Source organism: Patescibacteria group bacterium (genome assembly GCA_028717685.1).
Classification (GTDB): domain Bacteria; phylum Patescibacteriota; class JAQUNI01; order JAQUNI01; family JAQUNI01; genus JAQUNI01.
Map to the genome: position 1 here is coordinate 26,937 of JAQUNI010000003.1, position 16,991 is coordinate 43,927.

16 protein-coding genes are annotated in these 16,991 nt (G+C 40.3%); 10 read left to right on the forward strand and 6 right to left on the reverse strand.

Going from position 1 to position 16,991, the window contains the following annotated elements:
* Positions 1-6: 6 nt before the first annotated feature.
* The 6 genes from pduL to scpB form a co-directional block, all read right to left on the reverse strand.
* Positions 7-612, reverse strand: coding sequence for a phosphate propanoyltransferase (gene pduL, locus PHW01_04345; protein MDD5627206.1), 606 nt, complete (start codon positions 610-612; stop codon positions 7-9).
* A 48-nt stretch (positions 613-660) separates the two neighbouring features.
* Positions 661-2,202 (reverse strand): UDP-N-acetylmuramoyl-L-alanine--D-glutamate ligase, encoded by a 1,542-nt coding sequence (murD, locus tag PHW01_04350; protein MDD5627207.1) that lies wholly within the window; start codon positions 2,200-2,202, stop codon positions 661-663.
* Positions 2,203-2,209: 7 nt separating this feature from the next.
* The gene (gene pgeF / locus PHW01_04355; GenBank protein MDD5627208.1) at positions 2,210-2,953 is read right to left on the reverse strand and encodes a peptidoglycan editing factor PgeF; all 744 of its coding nucleotides are present in this window, start codon (positions 2,951-2,953) and stop codon (positions 2,210-2,212) included.
* Positions 2,954-2,971: 18 nt separating this feature from the next.
* Positions 2,972-4,045, reverse strand: coding sequence for a phospho-N-acetylmuramoyl-pentapeptide-transferase (gene mraY, locus PHW01_04360; protein ID MDD5627209.1), 1,074 nt, complete (start codon positions 4,043-4,045; stop codon positions 2,972-2,974).
* Positions 4,046-4,187: 142 nt separating this feature from the next.
* Complete coding sequence (locus PHW01_04365; protein MDD5627210.1) at positions 4,188-5,093, reverse strand: D-alanyl-D-alanine carboxypeptidase; 906 nt, start codon at positions 5,091-5,093, stop codon at positions 4,188-4,190.
* A 71-nt stretch (positions 5,094-5,164) separates the two neighbouring features.
* Positions 5,165-5,683 (reverse strand): SMC-Scp complex subunit ScpB, encoded by a 519-nt coding sequence (scpB, locus tag PHW01_04370; GenBank protein ID MDD5627211.1) that lies wholly within the window; start codon positions 5,681-5,683, stop codon positions 5,165-5,167.
* 240 nt (positions 5,684-5,923) lie between these two features.
* On the opposite strand from scpB, the gene PHW01_04375 reads away from it, so the two are divergent.
* The 10 genes from PHW01_04375 (at position 5,924) to PHW01_04420 (ending at position 16,961) form a co-directional block, all read left to right on the forward strand.
* On the forward strand, positions 5,924-7,372 hold the full coding sequence (locus PHW01_04375) for a polysaccharide biosynthesis C-terminal domain-containing protein (protein MDD5627212.1): 1,449 nt from the start codon (positions 5,924-5,926) through the stop codon (positions 7,370-7,372).
* 99 nt (positions 7,373-7,471) lie between these two features.
* Positions 7,472-8,413, forward strand: coding sequence for a glycosyltransferase family 2 protein (locus tag PHW01_04380; protein MDD5627213.1), 942 nt, complete (start codon positions 7,472-7,474; stop codon positions 8,411-8,413).
* A gap of 6 nt (positions 8,414-8,419) precedes the next feature.
* Positions 8,420-8,854: a hypothetical protein gene (locus PHW01_04385; GenBank protein ID MDD5627214.1), complete on the forward strand. Its 435-nt coding sequence runs from the start codon at positions 8,420-8,422 to the stop codon at positions 8,852-8,854.
* 14 nt (positions 8,855-8,868) lie between these two features.
* Positions 8,869-9,339 (forward strand): hypothetical protein, encoded by a 471-nt coding sequence (locus PHW01_04390; protein ID MDD5627215.1) that lies wholly within the window; start codon positions 8,869-8,871, stop codon positions 9,337-9,339.
* Between the two features lie 123 nt (positions 9,340-9,462).
* Positions 9,463-9,963, forward strand: a complete 501-nt coding sequence (locus tag PHW01_04395; protein ID MDD5627216.1) for an adenylyltransferase/cytidyltransferase family protein — start codon at positions 9,463-9,465, stop codon at positions 9,961-9,963.
* The gene (locus PHW01_04400) at positions 9,927-10,922 is read left to right on the forward strand and encodes a GDP-mannose 4,6-dehydratase (protein MDD5627217.1); all 996 of its coding nucleotides are present in this window, start codon (positions 9,927-9,929) and stop codon (positions 10,920-10,922) included. The genes PHW01_04395 and PHW01_04400 overlap by 37 nt, the downstream gene beginning before the upstream one ends.
* Positions 10,923-11,083: 161 nt before the next feature.
* Positions 11,084-12,217, forward strand: a complete 1,134-nt coding sequence (locus tag PHW01_04405; GenBank protein ID MDD5627218.1) for a glycosyltransferase family 4 protein — start codon at positions 11,084-11,086, stop codon at positions 12,215-12,217.
* A 200-nt stretch (positions 12,218-12,417) separates the two neighbouring features.
* Positions 12,418-13,452, forward strand: coding sequence for a glycosyltransferase family 4 protein (locus PHW01_04410; GenBank protein ID MDD5627219.1), 1,035 nt, complete (start codon positions 12,418-12,420; stop codon positions 13,450-13,452).
* A gap of 49 nt (positions 13,453-13,501) precedes the next feature.
* A complete protein-coding gene (locus PHW01_04415; GenBank protein ID MDD5627220.1) occupies positions 13,502-15,544 on the forward strand; it encodes a glycosyltransferase family 39 protein in 2,043 nt (680 codons plus the stop codon).
* 232 nt (positions 15,545-15,776) lie between these two features.
* Positions 15,777-16,961 (forward strand): glycosyltransferase family 1 protein, encoded by a 1,185-nt coding sequence (locus PHW01_04420; GenBank protein ID MDD5627221.1) that lies wholly within the window; start codon positions 15,777-15,779, stop codon positions 16,959-16,961.
* Positions 16,962-16,991 lie beyond the last annotated feature (30 nt).

A 16,991-nucleotide genomic window follows, 5' to 3' on the forward strand; every position in this document is an offset into this window, starting at 1 on the left:
GACTTCTCACTTTACCATAATTTCCCCCTCCCCTCCCTTTTCTATTCCTGCCGCGTTGCCTTCGTCAGTATCCAGATGCGCCGCGGCTTTATAGTTTGGATCCACCCGCGTTATCACTTTGTGAAAAATAAGCTCCCTCTCCCCTTTTATTTTAATAGATATCTCTTGACCGTTTTTAAGGTTGAGTTTTTGCGCTTCTTCTGGATTAAGATGGAGATGTCGTTTGGCGATAATCAGTCCTTCTTTCAAATTGACCACTCCTTGGGGTCCGGTAACCGCGCACCCTTGGGAATTTTCTAAATCATCTGAAAGCCTTAAAGGGGCATCTATTTTTAAGCGATGGGCGTCGGTGCGTGAGATTTCGATTTGAGTCCGTGAGCGAAAAGGTCCCACCACCCGCACCTCTTTTAAAATTTCCTGACCAATCTGGATATCCACGGTTTCTTGGCACGCGAAAAGACCGGGTTGAGACAGATCCTTGATTTTTTTTAATTCATAGCCTTTGCCAAAAATTTTCGCGCAGTGAGGTTTGGATAAATGAATATGGCGAGCGGAAACCTCTATTAATATTAACATTTGAGAAGACACCTCTTTTTTGTTAGCAGTAAGCATATAATTAGCTTAAAAAATTTTCCCGTCTTGATTTTAATTTTCGGAAATTTATTTTAATGCTTTCACGTTTTGGTTAAACTGTTCTCCGCGATCAAATTCATTTTGAAACATACCAAAACTGGCGCAGGCAGGACTCAAGAGAATAATATCTTTTGCTTGGGCTTGTTTTTTAGCGAGCTGAACTGCCTCCGACATTGATCGCGCCATTATAGTAGGTAATTTTGGAGAGTATCTTTCCGCCGTTTGTTTGAGTTTAGGGGTGGCATTGCCTGAAAGCAGAATGAGGTATTTTACCTTTTTGGCAATTAACTTTCCCAGTTCTTGAAAATCAAGATTCTTGTCTGCTCCACCAGCAATTAAGATCACGGGTTCTTGAAAAGTTTGGAGGGCGGCTCGCGTGGAGGTAGGCGTGGTGGAAGTAGTGTCGTTATAGTATTTAACGCCCCGCCACTCCCGGATTAGTTCCAGGCGCGAATCCAAGCCCGCAAAATTTTTGAGGACTTTCTGGATATTTATTCTTTTTATTCCGTAAACACACGCTACCGTCGTGGCGGTTAGGATGTTTTCTAAATTGTGTTTTCCTTTAAGTTTAATGTCCTGCAATGAGATAATATAGTGCTCCAGATTTCTCTCTCGGAAAATAATGTGTTCCCTTTGGAGAAAGCTGCCTTGATTCACTTTTTCTTTTTGCGAAAACCAGTAAATATTTTTTAAATTCAAAGAAAACTCACGACTTCTTAAAATCGTATTATCATAGTTCATTATAACATAATCTTTCGCCTTTTGAAATTTAAAGATATTTCTTTTCGCTTCGGCATATGCCTCCATATTGGGATAGCGATTCAAGTGGTCAGGGAAGATATTGGTGATGCAGGCAATATGGGGGCTTATTTTATGGAGGGCGAGACCTTCCAGCTGCCAAGAAGAAAGCTCTAAAATTACCGGCGTTTCTTTTTTAATTTTGTCTAAGATATCAAATGGCGAGATGCGGATATTACCCGCGACCCTTGCTTCCTTGTTTTCAGATTGAATCATTTCATAAATTAAAGCCGTGGTGGTGCTTTTGCCTTTAGTGCCCGTAATGCCAATAATGTTTTTTGAAGGGCAAAAGTTAAAAAATAGCCCCATATCGGTGTCAATGGGGATCTTGTGTTTTTGGGCAATGGCAAGGTAAGGGGAGTCATCGGGCACGCTCGGGTTTTTGATAATCAAGTCCGCTTCCGTAAAATTCCTTGCGCGATGTTTGCCTAGGACAAATTGAATCGGCAAACCTGCTAATTTTTTTAGTGAAGGAGCAAGCTCTCTTTCGCTCTTTAGATCCGTGATTGTTATTCGCGCTCCTTGCTTTACTAAAAATCGCGCGATGCCTACTCCCCCGCCATGCAAGCCTAGACCCATCACTGTTACCCGCGCACCAGAAAGCCACGGGTGTAAGTCCGTGGATGAATGGTGTGGCTTAGGGTAGCGGGTTTTCGCTCCATGAAACCCCGTAGGAAAAGATGCCACGGGTGCCACAGTGGGATATCTCACATGGTGTCCCATAAGTCCGTGGAGCTTCACCTTTTTATTTTTTAAATCAATTTTTTCCATAAAGATTTTAAGACTTCATTCCAATCACATTCATAATGCTTATTTTTCTTTTTTTTCCTTGACGTCTATGGGACGGCAAAATTTCATTTTCGCAATATGTGCAATGGGGGCTTGTTTCAATTTCGCGAACCCCTATTTTTTCCAGTTGAGTTTTGTTAGCCAATTTTATGTCAATATATTTCTTTTCTAAAACTGCGGCAGGCCATTTTTTTTGAAATAATTTCAGCCTTTCAGGATGATGTTCATTATTATAACAACAGCCTTCAATAGAAGGTCCTAAATAGGCAATCAAATCACGCGGCGAGGAATGAAAATGTTCTTGCATCGCTGAAACGGTTTTTACCCCAATCTCGCGACTTGTGCCCAGCCAGCCGGCATGGGCAAGGGCAACCACTTTCTGTTTGGGGTCATAAAGAAATATACAGACGCAATCCGCAGTTAATATAGAAAGGATTACATCAGGTTTGTCGGTAACGATGGCATCGCAGTTTTGGAGAGCGCTTATAGGGTCTTTAGCGCCACGGCCTTTATCTTTTTCCGTGACTATCTTTACCCTGTCACCGTGGGTCTGAAAGCAATTAACAAGGTTTTCAATTTTAAACCCTAATTTCCGTGCAAAGGCTTCCCGGTTAGATAAAACCTTTTTTCTGTCTTTATCAAGGTAAAAGTTTAAAGGTCCGCAGGATTTTGTGGAAGATCCGTGAACTAAATTTGGAAAAGAAGAAAGTTTTTGTGATGTAATGATTTTCATTAAAGTTTATTCCTGATTTTACTTTGGCGGCGTGCCCATACCGATTAATCCTACAATCAGTCCGACTAAACATCCTAAAACCGCAATGATCCAGAAGCGCATCACAACTTGAGGCTCGGGCCATCCCTTGGCTTCAAAGTGATGATGAATGGGGCTGGAGAGAAAAATTTTTTTCTTGAATGCCTTTTTAGCCGTATATTGCAAAATCACGGATGCGGATTCAATGACTAGCACAATGCCAATCAGAGGGAGAACAAGCGCGGAATTGGTAAGCATTGCGATAATTCCTAAAGTGGTCCCGAGGCTCATTGCGCCCGTATCGCCCATAAAAAAGCGCGCGGGATAGATATTAAACCATAAGAAGGCAAGAAGGCTGCCTGCAATGGTGCCGCAAAAAGCGGCTAACTCAATTCTGCCTTTGGCGAAAGCGATGACACCAAAACTGGCAAAGGCAAACAGGAGAACACCGCCAGCAAGACCGTCAAGACCGTCAGTTTCATTAGTGGAAAAAGAAGTCGCCACCATAATCAAAATAAAAAGCGGAATATACCACCAGCCGATAGCAAAATCGCCAATGCCGGGAATGTGAATAACGTCCCAAGCAAGTTTGTAATAAAACCACCAGGCGCCGAATATAGCCACAATCGTGTAGAGGATTAACCTATGGCGCATACGCAGTCCTCCCCCCTTGGGTCCTATCTTGAAAACATTTAAGAGATCATCCATGGCGCCGACCAAAGCCGTCGCGACTAATGCTCCGAGGGGGAGAAGCGTTTGCGGTCGGGTTAAGAAATTCAGATAGTGGAAGAAAGGAATATGGGTTAATTTATCCAAGGCAAAGAACAGAATCGCTAGAAATAAAACCGTGATCCAAATCAGCATTCCTCCCATCGTAGGCGTGCCTTCTTTTTTTTGGTGGAGTTTCGTATAAAGAGGAGCGCCGTCGGTGCGGATACTCTTGCCGATTTTGTATTTTTTTAAAAATTTGATCAATAAAGGGGTCCATAAAATAGCGATCAAGAAAGAAAGTCCGGATAACAAAAAAACCTTGGTGAGTCCTGGGAAATATTGCATGCCTTGAGTCGTATCCATTGTTCAACTGTTTTATTGTTTAATTTGTCGCATTGTTGTGTTTTTAGGAAAAAATTAACAATGAAACAATGAAGCAATAAAATATTTTCTATACAAAAAGATTAGGATATAATTCTAAAATGTGTTTTAGGGAGATGACCGCTTATTTCCATTGATAAGCCCGGAAAGTCCAATTGATTAATCCCTTGGATTCCTGCCATTCATTTTTACTGTTCATTACAACCGTGATAATTTCGTGGCCTTTTTTATCCGAAGCTACCTCAATAAGGCAATATCCGGCATTATCCGTGAATCCTGTTTTACCGCCAATAATATTAAGATAAGAGCTTTGTAATAATTTGTTGCTGTTTTTAAGGAAGCGGTTGCGGATATTTGTTGTAAAATTAATAGTGGGAGTATTAATGATTTCACGAAAGACTTTTTTCTTTAAAGCATAACGAGTAATCTCGGCTAGATCGTAAGCCGAGGAATAATGCCCTTCAGCATCAATACCATGCGTATTTTTAAAATGGGAATCCTTTAATCCAAGGATGCGCGCTTTTTGGTTCATTAAATCCACGAATTTTGCTTCACTTCCCGCAATATATTCCCCTAAAGCTACCCCCGCGTCGTTAGCCGAAGACATCAGAAGGCCGCGGAGCAGATTATAAACCGAGATTTTTTCTCCCGGAGCAAGGCGCATATGCGCGCCTTGCGGCTGCACGTACGCCGGACCTTTTCCCACAGTCACGATATCGTCGGGTTGCGGGGACTTATCCATGACTGTTACGGCGGTCATAATTTTAGTCAAGCTCGCTTGCGGCAGTTTTTGGTGGATGTTCTTCGCGAAGAGCACCTTACCCGATTCCTTATCCAAAACAATGGCGGCGGTAGCAGTTAGTTTTACTCCCAGCATCTTCGGATTTTTGATTGGTCCTTTTGATGTTTGCGCCGCCAGTATTTCTTGTCTCGGGGGTTCTTTCGCTTGGAGCGGCAGACGCGCGCTTTGCGCCGGAGCGAGATAGTTAGAAGCGAGAAGAGCAATAAGACTGGTAAATTGGAGTAACATTGGCAGTAGGAATTAGGAATTATGAAGCATGAATCAGAAATTGTAGAAATAAATTCCTGATTCCTTATTCATTATTCCTGATTCCCTTTATTAAACTCGTTATACTTTGGTAATTCCGCGGTTTTACTTAAACCTAAATGGCGTAGGAAATCGTTAGCAATTTGGTATTCCACTTTTTTCCCTTTTATTTTTCTTTCCACCAATCCTCGGCGCAGGAGATTACGCAGGACAAAAATTGAATTGACGCCGCGGATTTCTTCGATTTGATAACGCGAGATAGGACCTTTATAGGCAATAATCGCCAGAGTTTCCAGTGCAAGCGGGGAAAGTTCTTCACGTAAATCTTTTTGTTGATATTTTTGGATCCAAACAGCGTAACGGGGATTGCTGACCATCTGAATTTGGCCATTGTGTTCTAAGATCATTATTCCTCTCCGGGAGCAATCTTCCTTCATCACGGCAAGCGCTTCTTTTATATCCTGTGTTTTCACATTTAAAATTCGCGCAAGTTTTTCAATGCTTTCTTTTTGGGTGGACGCAAAAAGCATTGCTTCTAAGATTGCCGGCAGGTTATTTATAAGACTCATCATTTTTTATTATTGATATTAATTATTTTAACAGAGAAAGAGAGGAAGATAAATATTGACAAAACGTAAATTATGTTGCTTTAAATGTTAATTTATTTGCTTTTTCAGCTAATTTATGGCACAATGGGGAATCTTGTGACTAGTAATCGGTAATCAGTAATTGGTAATTAGTAACTTTCGCCGCTTCGCGGCGAATTGACCCCCATTACTGATTACCGATTACCAATTACTGATTACTATTTTATGTTTTCCGAATTCAAAAAATTATTCAAGCATTCGGGTATTTATGCAATCGGTGCGATTGCTCAAGCCAGTCTTTCTTTTTTGTTAATTCCTTTTTACACGCGATATTTGAGCCAAGCAGACTATGGTCGTTTGGAAATTTTACAAACCTTTTTAAAAGTTTTGTTGTTCTTAATCCCTTTAGGATTGCCCTCGGCGATTTTAAAGTGTTATCACCGCGATGCCAAAAGCCAGACCGAGCGTAAAATTCTTACGAGTACAGCCTTCTTTTTTGTTCTTGTAGCGGGGTTGTTGCAGACTTTAATCTTGCTTTTTTTTGTGCATCCCTTAAGTCAGTTTCTGATTAAAACAAATTTCGGTTTATTGATTTATACCGTAATTGCCGCTTCCATCTTTGCCGCTTTATTGGAATTGGAACTTTCTTTTTTGCGCGCAGAAGAGAGATCTCGCTCCTATACCGTGGTTTTTTTATTACGTTTTATTCTAACTTTGGGAATCACCATATATCTTGTAGTGGGTCTTAAATGGGGTCTTTTTGGCGCTCTTTTGGGTAATCTAGCAGCTCAAATTTTCACCTTCCTTACTTTCTTGCCATACCTTAAAAATTATGTTAAAATTAGCTATTCTAAGTTGGCCTTGACAAAATTGTTATCTTTTGGTTTAGCTATTTTGCCTGCTTCAATCGCGATGTGGGTTATGGATCTGTCTGATCGTTATTTTTTAAGTCATTTTGGCAGTTTAGAAATGGTGGGCGTTTACTCGGTGGGTTATCGCATTGGTTTTATTTTGGAATTTGCTTTAGTTATCCCCTTTCAGCTTGCTTGGCCCCCTTTTTCTTTTCGGATTGCCAAATACAAAAATCATCGCCAGATTTACGCACGCACTTTAACCTATTTTTTCTTTATTGGTATATTCAGCTTTTTAGCTTTATCCTTCTTTGCCCCAGAAATCGTGGAAATTATCGCGCCAAAGAATTACGCGAGCGCCGCGTTCATTGTTCCCCTTGTCGCTTTGGCCTATGTGTTTTATGGGATGCATTTTGTGGTAGCGCCTGGTATTCATCTTGAAGGAAAAACAAAATATTACCCTTTAGCAATCATCTTTCCCGCGGCTTTAAATCTTCTTTTAAATTATTTACTTATTCCTATTTATGGAATGTGGGGCGCTGCTGAAGCGACCTTTATTGCTTTTATTTTCGTTTTGATCCTGACCTATTTTATTTCTAACCATTTTTATCCCGTGCGCTACGAATGGAAGAGATTATTGAAGATTGCGATAACAGGTTTAGCGGTTTTTGGCTTTTCCGTGTTTTATCCGATATCCCATTTTACGATCGCAGCGATATTAATTAAAATCGGGTTATTAATTTTATTTTTAATCTTGCTTTGGGGTGAAAGATTTTTTGAGAAAGAAGAGAGAAAAAAAATAAAGGAATTTTTCAAGCTGTAATCCGTAACTTAAAAGATAATTCACCTTGTGTCACCCGCCCGCCACGCCATGCAGGCGTTAGCGGGCAGGTAAGTTACATATTATAAGTTATAAGAATTTATGACCAAACTTATTGTTATTATTCCGGCTTATAATGAAGAAAAGACCATCGGTCGCGTGATTACTGAAATCCCGCGGCAGATTCAAGGTATTTCCGAGGTCTTAGTTTTAGTTTCCGATGATGGGTCAACTGATCATACGGTAGAAGAAGCAAGGGCAAGCGGCGCTGATTTTGTGATTTCCCATCCCAATGCGGGTCTTGCTTTTAATTTCAAGATTGCTTTAGAAGAGGCGCTAAAATCAGATGCCGATATTATTGTCAATATTGATGCGGATGCCCAGTATAATAGCCAAGAGATTCCGTGTCTCGTTCGGCCAATTCTTCAGAATAGAGCGGAGATTGTGTTGGGAGATCGCCAGGTGGCTAAGCTTAAGCATATGCCCTTTGGCAACAAATATGGTAATATATTAGGTAGTTGGTTTATTCGCAGGCTTTTGAATTTGAATATTATTGATGCTTCTACCGGCTTTCGGGCTTTTTCGCGCGAAGCGGCTTTGCGTTTATCCGTAATGACTCGGCATACCTATACTCACGAAACTTTGATTCAGGCCGCGGATCAAGGTTTGAAGATGGTGCAGATTCCGATTGAGTTTAGAAGGCGAGCAGGTCATTCTCGTTTAATCTCCAATTTAAGGAGCCATATTGTGAAGACGGGTTTGACGATTATCCGCACTTTTACAGTCTATAAGCCTCTAAGGGTGATGTTGAGTCTAGGGTTAATTCTTTTCTTAGTTGGCTTTGCTTTTATAGTCCGTTTTTTTTATTTTTGGATTGTGGCGGAAGGTCAGGGTCATATTCAATCCTTAATCATTGCTTCCGTGTTTATGATGATTGGTTTTCAGACCATTGTCTTGGGTTTAGTAGCCTCGGCCATTGGTTGGTCGCGTAAAATGATGGAAGAAATTTTGTATCGGATCAAGAAGCAGGAATTTAAATTTTAACATTATATGTCGCGCATATTAGCAATTATATTTCTGTTGATTATTATCATTGCTCTCGGCGCGTATGCCGCTTGGCAGGGTCCGCGCGAGGAGATTACTTCCTGGGAAGCCGTGGGCACTCCCGAAAAGTATGAGGGTCGCGAGATTAATGCTGGCTATAATCGCATTATCGGAGGGGGAGGCGGATACTGGACGGTCGGTCCTTTCGGTCATGATGTTGTTTTGAAAATTGATCCTCGCCTTTCATTAGAGCCGGGGGATTTTATCAGCTACCAAGGCAAGGTGAGAAAAGATGGTTATATTGAAACGAACGAAGTTTATATTCACAAAGAGCGAGGCTTTAAATATTTAGTCTCGTTGGTTCCTTTATTGGTGATTCTATTTTGGTTCGCGAGAAAATATAAGTTTAATCAGCGCGAGTTTTATTTTGAAAAAAAGTAAGTCTTGAGACTACTATGCCTGATCTAGTTTCACATTGTTTGGTCAGCAGGATATTATTTTTTGGTAAGTTTAAAAAATATTTACTACTCTTTTTGATTGGCACTATCCTTCCCGATGTTTTGACGCGGGCTCCCCTCTTTTTTTTCAGCGAGTGTTACCGTTGCGCTTGGTGGATTGGCGTTCTCCATTCCCCCCTTCCTCTTTTTTTTGTTGTTTTACTTTTCAGTTTATTTTTCAAAAGAGTGAAAGAGGCTTTTGGGGCTTTATTTTTAGGCGTTCTTTTACATTTATTTTTTGATTCCTTCCAGAGACATTTGGGCGGCGGCTATTATTGGCTGTTTCCTTTTTCTTTTCAGACCGCGGAATGGGGTCTATTTTGGCCGGAAATGAGTCTGCAGTTTATACCTTACTTGTTGTTAGCAACGGTTATGGTTTACGCTTTGGAGTTATATTTTAGAGGAAGGAAGGTAAGAAAAAATTTTTAATTTTTAATTTTTAACTAATTTTTATTTGCTTAATTTTTATTGTTATCATCAACCAAACAATAATTCAATAATTCAATAAAAATTAGCTAAAAATTAAGAACAAAAAATTAAAAATCATCCTTTATGGTTTACCGGAAAATCCAGTCTCGTTCTACGCTTTTTAAAGTCCTCAAAGACTTTAAAAAGAAAGGTAAGAAGATTGTTTTCGCGCGCGGCTGTTTTGATTTATTCCACCCAGGCCATCTTTATTATTTAAAAAAAGCCAAGGCTTTAGGGGATATCTTGGTGGTTTGGGTCAATACTGATCAATCTGTACGAGAATTAAAAGGGAAAAATCGACCATTATTTTCAGAACAAGAAAGAATGGATTTTTTGGCAAATTTAGAGGTGGTTGATTTCGTTTCCTCTTTTAGTCATCAGGAAGGGTTAGATATTATCCAAAGATTTAAACCGGAAATAGTGGTGTTAAATAGAGTATCCTTAGAATATCAAAGAGCGATTCAAGCTTACAAGGGAAAGATTGCAATTATTTCCCTATTTAAAAAATATTCTACAACTAAGATTATTAATCAAATCTCAAAAACACTATGGTTAAAAAACCAAAGAAGTCATCACAAAAAATAAAAAAGAGCATTCTAATTACCGGCAGCGAGGGTTTTGTCGGCTCGCATCTAGTGGACTGGATACTGAAAAATAAAAATGATTATGAGGTCCACGGTATCCGCCATTGGTATCCGCGCCACACACCCATTTTGCATTTAAATCCCCGCGCTATCTATCATAGTTGCGATATTCGGAATATTGAAGAGTTATTTAAAATTTTAAAAAGGGTGAGACCGGTTAAAATTTTCCATTTAGCAGCCCAAAGTTTCGTCCCTCTTTCTTGGGTTTCTCCCGCTGAAACTTTGGAGACCAATATTGTCGGGGAAGCAAATTTATTTGAGGCAGTGCGTCGGGTAGGCATTGACCCTGTAATCCAGATTGCGGGATCCAGCGAGGAATATGGCTTAGTCAAGAAAAATGAGGTGCCAGTTTCAGAAACAAACCCTCTGCGCCCTCTTTCTCCCTATGCCGTGAGCAAGATCGGCCAAGATTTTTTGGGCTATCAATATTTCAAATCCTATGGTTTAAAGATTATCCGTACCCGCGCCTTTAACCATACGGGTCCGCGCCGCGGCGACGTCTTTGTTACCAGCGATTTTTCCAAACAAATTGCCGAGATTGAAAAAGGGAAAAAAGAAGCCGTGCTTCATGTTGGTAATCTGGACGCGGTGCGTGACTTTACGGATGTCAGAGATATGGTAAAGGCCTACTGGTTAGCCACCGAGAAATGCAAACCCGGGGAGATTTATAATATCGGTTCAGGGAAAGGTTATAAGATCGGCGATATGTTAAACATCCTGCTTTCGATGAGCCGGAAGAAGATTAGAGTGGAACAGGAACCAGAAAGGATGCGGCCTTCGGATGTCCCGGTTTTAATTTGCGATACTCGGAAGTTTCGTCAAGCCACAGGTTGGCGCCCTACCATTCCTTTTGAAAAAACTTTAAAGGATCTTCTAAACTACTGGCGAGAAAGAGTTTAGTTAAAAGTTCAAAGTGCAAAGTTAAAAGTTGAGTTTAAAGTTCAAAGTTTGTATTGATACACAACCCCCAATTTTTAAATGTAACTTTGCCCGCCCGCCTCGCCTGAAGCGAAGCTTGTGAGCGGGCAGGCACTTTTCACTTTGAATTTTGCACTGATTTTATGCGTATCCTTTTTATCACACGTAAACATCCTCCTTCTGTCGGTGGAATGCAGAACCTGTCCTATAACCTTATTCAAAATTTTCTGAAGCAAGGCAGAGAAAGGGGCGACCAAATAGAGACAATTATTCTTAACAGGAGTCAGTGGCATTTATTTTGGTGGTTTCCTTATGCTTTATTCTTAACGCTGGCGAAGGCAAGAACAATGGATATTGTTCATTTGGGCGACCCCGTCCTTTCTTTGATTGGTTTTTTAGCGCGTGTGTTTTACCATAAAGCCGTTGTGGTGACGATTCATGGTTTGGACGTAACCTTTAATCTCTTTTTATACCAGTGGTATTTAAAGCTTTTTGGTCGAAAGTTTGATCGTTATATTTGTATTTCCAGCTATGCCCTGGAAGAAGCGCGAAAGGTGGGTTTTTCTCCTTGCGCGGTGATTCCTGTTGGCGTGGACACAAATAAGTTAAAAGTTAAAAGTGCCCGCCCGCAACGCCTTGCAAGCTCGGCTTGCATGGCGGGCGCGGAAAAGTTAAAAGTTTTAAGAATTGCTTTTTACAAAAAATATAATTTACCCCGAGACCAATATTATTTGTTGACCGTTGGTCGTTTGGTGCGGAGGAAAGGAGTATATTGGTTTATTGATAGAGTGTTGTCTACTTTGTCCCCCAATATTATTTATTTAGTGGTTGGCGAGGGGCCGGAACGAGAGAGAATTAAAACCTTGATTCAAGAGAGAGGTTTAGAAAAAAGAGTTTATCTTTTAGGTAAAATTTCTGAAGAGGATTTAAAAATAGTTTATAGCCTCGCTGATTTATTTATTATGCCTAATATTAAGGTCCAAGGGGATGTTGAAGGGTTTGGGCTTGTGGCTGTGGAAGCGGCTCAAAATGGTCTACCGGTCATTGCCGCGGGTATTGAGGGTATCCGTGACGCAGTGATTTCGGGACGTAATGGTATTTTGGTGGAATCAGAAAACTCCGCTGCTTTTCAAAAAAAGATTTTGGAGTTCTTAAGGAACCAGGAATACAGAAAGAGTTTTGGTGACCAGGCTGCTCAATTCACGAGGGAAACCTATGATTGGCAAATAATCGCCAAGCGGTATTATGAGGAATTTTTAAAGGTAATTAGTAGTTAGTAATCAGTAATTAGTAATCGGTAATCAGTAATTATAGACCTTTTACAAAATAACCTTTTCTACTGCAATTGCCAGATTTCGGCTGCAAATGTTTCAGGGCTCGTCGCCGTATTTTAGCCAAATACGGCTTCCTCACCCTTCAACATTTTCGCTCGAAATCTGTCAATTTCTTAACGAAAAATTATTTCGCAAAAGGTCTTATGAAAATTGCCATCATCTTCCCACGGCTTTCTGGTCCTTATGGTGGGGAAAAAATATTGATTAAGGTGACTGACGAATTAGTGAGGTTAGGGCACGCAGTCACCCTTTATGTTTATGAATATAATGCGCTCTGCGCGTCTCATCTTGATCCGCGTATTACGGTAATCCATTCACGGGCATTTAAATTCGGACGGCATAACCTAGATACCTTTCTTGCTTATTTGGCGATGCCTTGGGTGGCCAATAAGATTCTGTGTGATTATGAGCTTATTTTGGGAATGACTTGGCAGGCGGCTTTTGCACTGTGGTGGCTTCGCAAGGTGCGCAGATGTTTTAGTCAAACCCCTTTGGTTTATCATTGTTTTGAGCCGCCGCGTTTTATTTATGATCTTCAAACCGTGACGGGCAACTCTTTACTTGCTCGTTTGACTGCTTTTTTTGTAAAACGGATTGACCGCACAAGCGTGCGAGCGGCGGATGTGATTATCAGTATTTCTGACTATATCCAAAAACAAGTGAAAAAAGTTTATAACCGCGATTCAGTGAAGATTTATCCGGGCGTGGAAATTGAACGTTTTCAGAGATACACGCGGAGAGAGGCCAGGGAGATTTTAAATATTCCTTTGGATCGGGAAGTTTTTTTGTCAATCTCAAAGCTACATAAAAGAAAGAGGCTGGATCAAGCCTTAGAAATTTTTCAAAGAAGAAGGAAGGACCAAAATTCAGCATTCTATATCGCGGGCCAAGGTCCTGAAGAGGATAATCTGAAACGTTTAGTTAAGCAAATGCATTTGGAAAAAGCGGTCAAGTTTATTGGCGTGGTTTTAGGGGAAAAGACGGTTCAATATATGGCGGCGTGCGATTATTTTATTTTTACTGCTTTAAATGAACCTTTTGGTATCGCCCCCTTGGAAGCTAAAGTGGCGGGCGCGAAAGTGATTCCCCGAGAGCGCCCCTATCCTATCCTAAGTTGGCAAGAATCGGCAGATAAGATGCACAGAGTATTTTTAAAATTAGTAGCTAGCCGCCCGTAACTACCTTACTCTTTAAATAAAAGCTGGCGAGGTTATAGTAATTATAAATATGAATTCCTTAAATCGTCCTAAAAATTTAGAAGACACCATCCAGGAATTTTTTTTGATATTTACTATTTTTTTCTTTATTCTTTTAAGTTTTGCCATTTTAGGGATTTTTTTCAGATGGTTGGTTTTTTTGGCATTCTTTTTGTTGTTGATGGCGATAGGAGTGAGAATTTGGTATTTGAGGTCCTTCCGCCATATTTTGATTTCGCGGTGGCACAAGGGAATTTTGCTGCTTTTAATCATTGTAACTTTGTTCAACGCCTTTTATCACCACAGTATTCCTTCTTCGCGGGATAATATCGGGTATCTAACCGCCGGCGTGATGCTGGCGAAAGCAGGGAAGCTGCATTTTCAGGATATAATTTCCCGCCCTTATCACCCTTATCGCGAAGTCAATTTAGGTCAAGACGTGGTAACCTCGCAGTTTTTGCCGGGTTATAACGCATTTTTAGGATTTTGGTATCACTTGGGGGGTTTGAATTTAGTCTTTTGGGGCAACGCCATTTTATTTTTTCTTTTTTTGGTATGCCTTTATGCCGTAGCTTGTAAAATTACAAGACAAAGAAAAATAGCCTTATTGTCTTTATTTTTCACAATTACATTTTTTGCCTTTTTATGGTTTCCGCGGAGGACAAATTCCGAGAATTTATTTATGGTTTTGATTTGGTTCGCGATCTGGCTTTTTTTAAGGGGCATAGAGACTAAAAGTTTGCGGCGGCTTATTTGGGGTTTCTTGCCGGTTTCTCTCACGATTTTAGTGCGGGGGGAGGGGTTACTTTATCTGGCGACTTTTACTTTAGCTTTCTTATTCGCGCTTTGGAAACTAAGAAGGCAGATTAAAAAAGAAAGGTTATCCTTTTTAATTTTCCTTTTTCCATTAGCTACTATAATTCTTTTTCTCCGCTATGTTGTTCTCTATAATGGGAGTTATATTTGGGGTCACGCCGTGTCTATTTTGTACAACTTGGGTGATTTTATTGTCCTCTGGATTCCGGTTAATCTTTTAAGTATTATCCGTTACGCTGTTCTTTATAAAGTTTTTGTTTTCTTGGGTTTGATTTTAGCCGCGGGAATGATTTACGCGGCTTATCGTTTTAGACTGCGTATTTTAGTATTAGCCCGGAAATTTTCCCTGGGATTCAATAAGGGACAATTTTTGACTGCCGTAGTTTTAACTTTTTTACTCGTTTTTAACCTTATTTTAATCTCTCATTATCATTGGCAGGAATTCGTGAATTGGCAGACCTATCGGATTCAGTATGTTTTTATTATCTTAGGGGAATATTTTTTACTTCCTTATTTTCTTGTTTTTTTAATAAGACTTTGGGAGCCGCGGTTTTTAGGGAAAGAGGCCTATTATGTCGCTCTGATTTTTCTGCCCATTATCATTTTTATCCTTGACCCTTTTGTGGGATTGGATCAGCCTTGGTTTTTAAGGCGTTTTTATCCCACTCTAATTCCATTCCTTTTTGTTCTGGCCGCCTGGGGATTATTCAATTTAAAACTGGGAAAGAAGGCCAGAACGGCTATCATTGTTTTGCTTTTAGCGATGAACCTTTGGGTTTCGTTACCGGTGCTGTTTTTCCGAGAATATCAAGGAGTGCAAAAGGAATTGGAGAATTTAGCTTCCCGTTTTGAAAAGGATAGTTTAATTTTGATGGATCCGGGTTGGCAGTGGCAGCAGTGGGGCTATGCTTTGCATTATATTTATGGTCGTGACGTTTTGCCCGAGTATGATCGGTTCTCGGCGGAAGAGATGGAAAAACTGATCCAAAGTCATGGGCAAGTTTATGTCATCAGTAAAAAAGGGCCAGAGGAGGAGAATATCATTGATTATCCCGGTTTTTCCCAGGAGAAATTGCGGTACCTTGATGAAGTCAGGCTTTTTTATCCTGTACTATTAAGCACGACCAATCTTACTGACTATATTCAAGACAAGGAAACCGCGGTCAGCACAGTGACTCTTCTGCAAAAGTATCAAGAGGCTTTGCCGCGAGAAAAGGATATTGAGGATGTCACGCTTTATATATATCGGTACAAATAAGTGTAAAGAGCAATGATCAAAGATGTAAGTAAGGTGTTGCAGGCGGGCAATGTAAAATCTTAGGATTTTATTTAAAATTATTCTAATTAACCTAATTGTTCTAATTATTCTAAATAAATCCCAATATCTAATGACCAATGTCTAAAAATGGATTTTGGTTATTCAAGATTTGGTCATTGGTCATTTTTTAGGTTAATTAGGTCAATTAGAACAATTAGAATAATTTTTAGATATGTCTTCCCACAATTTAAAAATTGCTATCTTTTCTAACACTTTTGGTCCCAAGGACGCGATGGGTCAGCACGTGCATTTGATTAAAAAAGTTTTTCCGGAAGCAGAAATCTTTTTAGAACGCGGGAATGAGGATCCGCAAATCGCAACCCATACTTATTATTTCATTAAGCGTTATCCTTGGATGAGTTTGTATATGTTGGAATGGAGATTGGGGCTGCGGTTGAAGGCGCTGGAATGGTTTTTGAGACCGCTTGAAAAATTAGCTTTCCAGCACGAGGCAAGGAAGTTTTTAAATTATGATATTGTCTTAGTGGAATGGGGTCTTTACCATAAAGCCATTCATCTTTTGCCATTCTTGACGCATTTAGAGAAAAGGCCGCGTTTGATTTTTGACTATCACGGCGTGACACCGCCAGAACATATTTTATCGCGAGGGAAAAGACTGATTGCCCAAAAAACGATTGAGGTCACGAGAGAGGGCGCGGATTATGCGGATATCTCTCTGGTGCGGTCACAGTTTATGGCAGAGGAGCTAAAAGGTTTTGGTCATCCCCGAAAAATAGTGTTAAATCCCCTGCCATTTTTAGGAGGAGAGTGTCGAGATGCACATCCCGCGCAATTGCGCCACAAATATGGACTAGAAAAGAAGAAAATTTTGCTTTATATTGGCCGCATCTCCACTCATAAAAATTTGGAAGTGGTGGTTAGAAGTTTAGGGAACCTTTCGCGGGACGATGTTTATTTTATTGTGGTAGGCAACAATCGTCACCGTTCTCTAGCCGCGGAAAAAGAAAGATTATTCGCTTTGGCGCGGGATTTAAGAATACCGCATCGGATTATTTTTACGGGTGAGGTATCGCAAGAAGAGTTAGTGAGTTGGTACCGCGCTTGCGATGTTTTTGTGATGCCAAGTTTACATGAGGGTTTTTGCTGGCCTTTGGTTGACGCAATGGCTTATGGAAAACCAGTTTTGGCTTCGCGTTATGGAGCCATTCCGGAAACTTTAGGCGAGGCGGGACTTTATTTTGACGCGAAGAATCCTAAGGATTTGGCGGAAAAAATAAACCAAATATTGGAAGATCAGGACTTGCGAAACAGACTAGCGCAGATGGGTAGGGAGAAGGTGAAGGAGTATAGTTGGGAGAGATACAAAGATGTTTTAAAACAATTGGTCAGAAGATAATTTTTAATTTTCAATTTTTATTAAATTTTC

Coding starts and splice junctions, on each gene's coding strand:
- pduL (MDD5627206.1), bottom strand. CDS start 612: ATGCTTACTGCTAACAAAAAAGAGGTGTCTTCTCAAATGTTAATATTA.
- murD (MDD5627207.1), bottom strand. CDS start 2,202: ATGGAAAAAATTGATTTAAAAAATAAAAAGGTGAAGCTCCACGGACTT.
- pgeF (MDD5627208.1), bottom strand. CDS start 2,953: ATGAAAATCATTACATCACAAAAACTTTCTTCTTTTCCAAATTTAGTT.
- mraY (MDD5627209.1), bottom strand. CDS start 4,045: ATGGATACGACTCAAGGCATGCAATATTTCCCAGGACTCACCAAGGTT.
- PHW01_04365 (MDD5627210.1), bottom strand. CDS start 5,093: ATGTTACTCCAATTTACCAGTCTTATTGCTCTTCTCGCTTCTAACTAT.
- scpB (MDD5627211.1), bottom strand. CDS start 5,683: ATGATGAGTCTTATAAATAACCTGCCGGCAATCTTAGAAGCAATGCTT.
- PHW01_04375 (MDD5627212.1), top strand. CDS start 5,924: ATGTTTTCCGAATTCAAAAAATTATTCAAGCATTCGGGTATTTATGCA.
- PHW01_04380 (MDD5627213.1), top strand. CDS start 7,472: ATGACCAAACTTATTGTTATTATTCCGGCTTATAATGAAGAAAAGACC.
- PHW01_04385 (MDD5627214.1), top strand. CDS start 8,420: ATGTCGCGCATATTAGCAATTATATTTCTGTTGATTATTATCATTGCT.
- PHW01_04390 (MDD5627215.1), top strand. CDS start 8,869: ATGCCTGATCTAGTTTCACATTGTTTGGTCAGCAGGATATTATTTTTT.
- PHW01_04395 (MDD5627216.1), top strand. CDS start 9,463: ATGGTTTACCGGAAAATCCAGTCTCGTTCTACGCTTTTTAAAGTCCTC.
- PHW01_04400 (MDD5627217.1), top strand. CDS start 9,927: ATGGTTAAAAAACCAAAGAAGTCATCACAAAAAATAAAAAAGAGCATT.
- PHW01_04405 (MDD5627218.1), top strand. CDS start 11,084: ATGCGTATCCTTTTTATCACACGTAAACATCCTCCTTCTGTCGGTGGA.
- PHW01_04410 (MDD5627219.1), top strand. CDS start 12,418: ATGAAAATTGCCATCATCTTCCCACGGCTTTCTGGTCCTTATGGTGGG.
- PHW01_04415 (MDD5627220.1), top strand. CDS start 13,502: ATGAATTCCTTAAATCGTCCTAAAAATTTAGAAGACACCATCCAGGAA.
- PHW01_04420 (MDD5627221.1), top strand. CDS start 15,777: ATGTCTTCCCACAATTTAAAAATTGCTATCTTTTCTAACACTTTTGGT.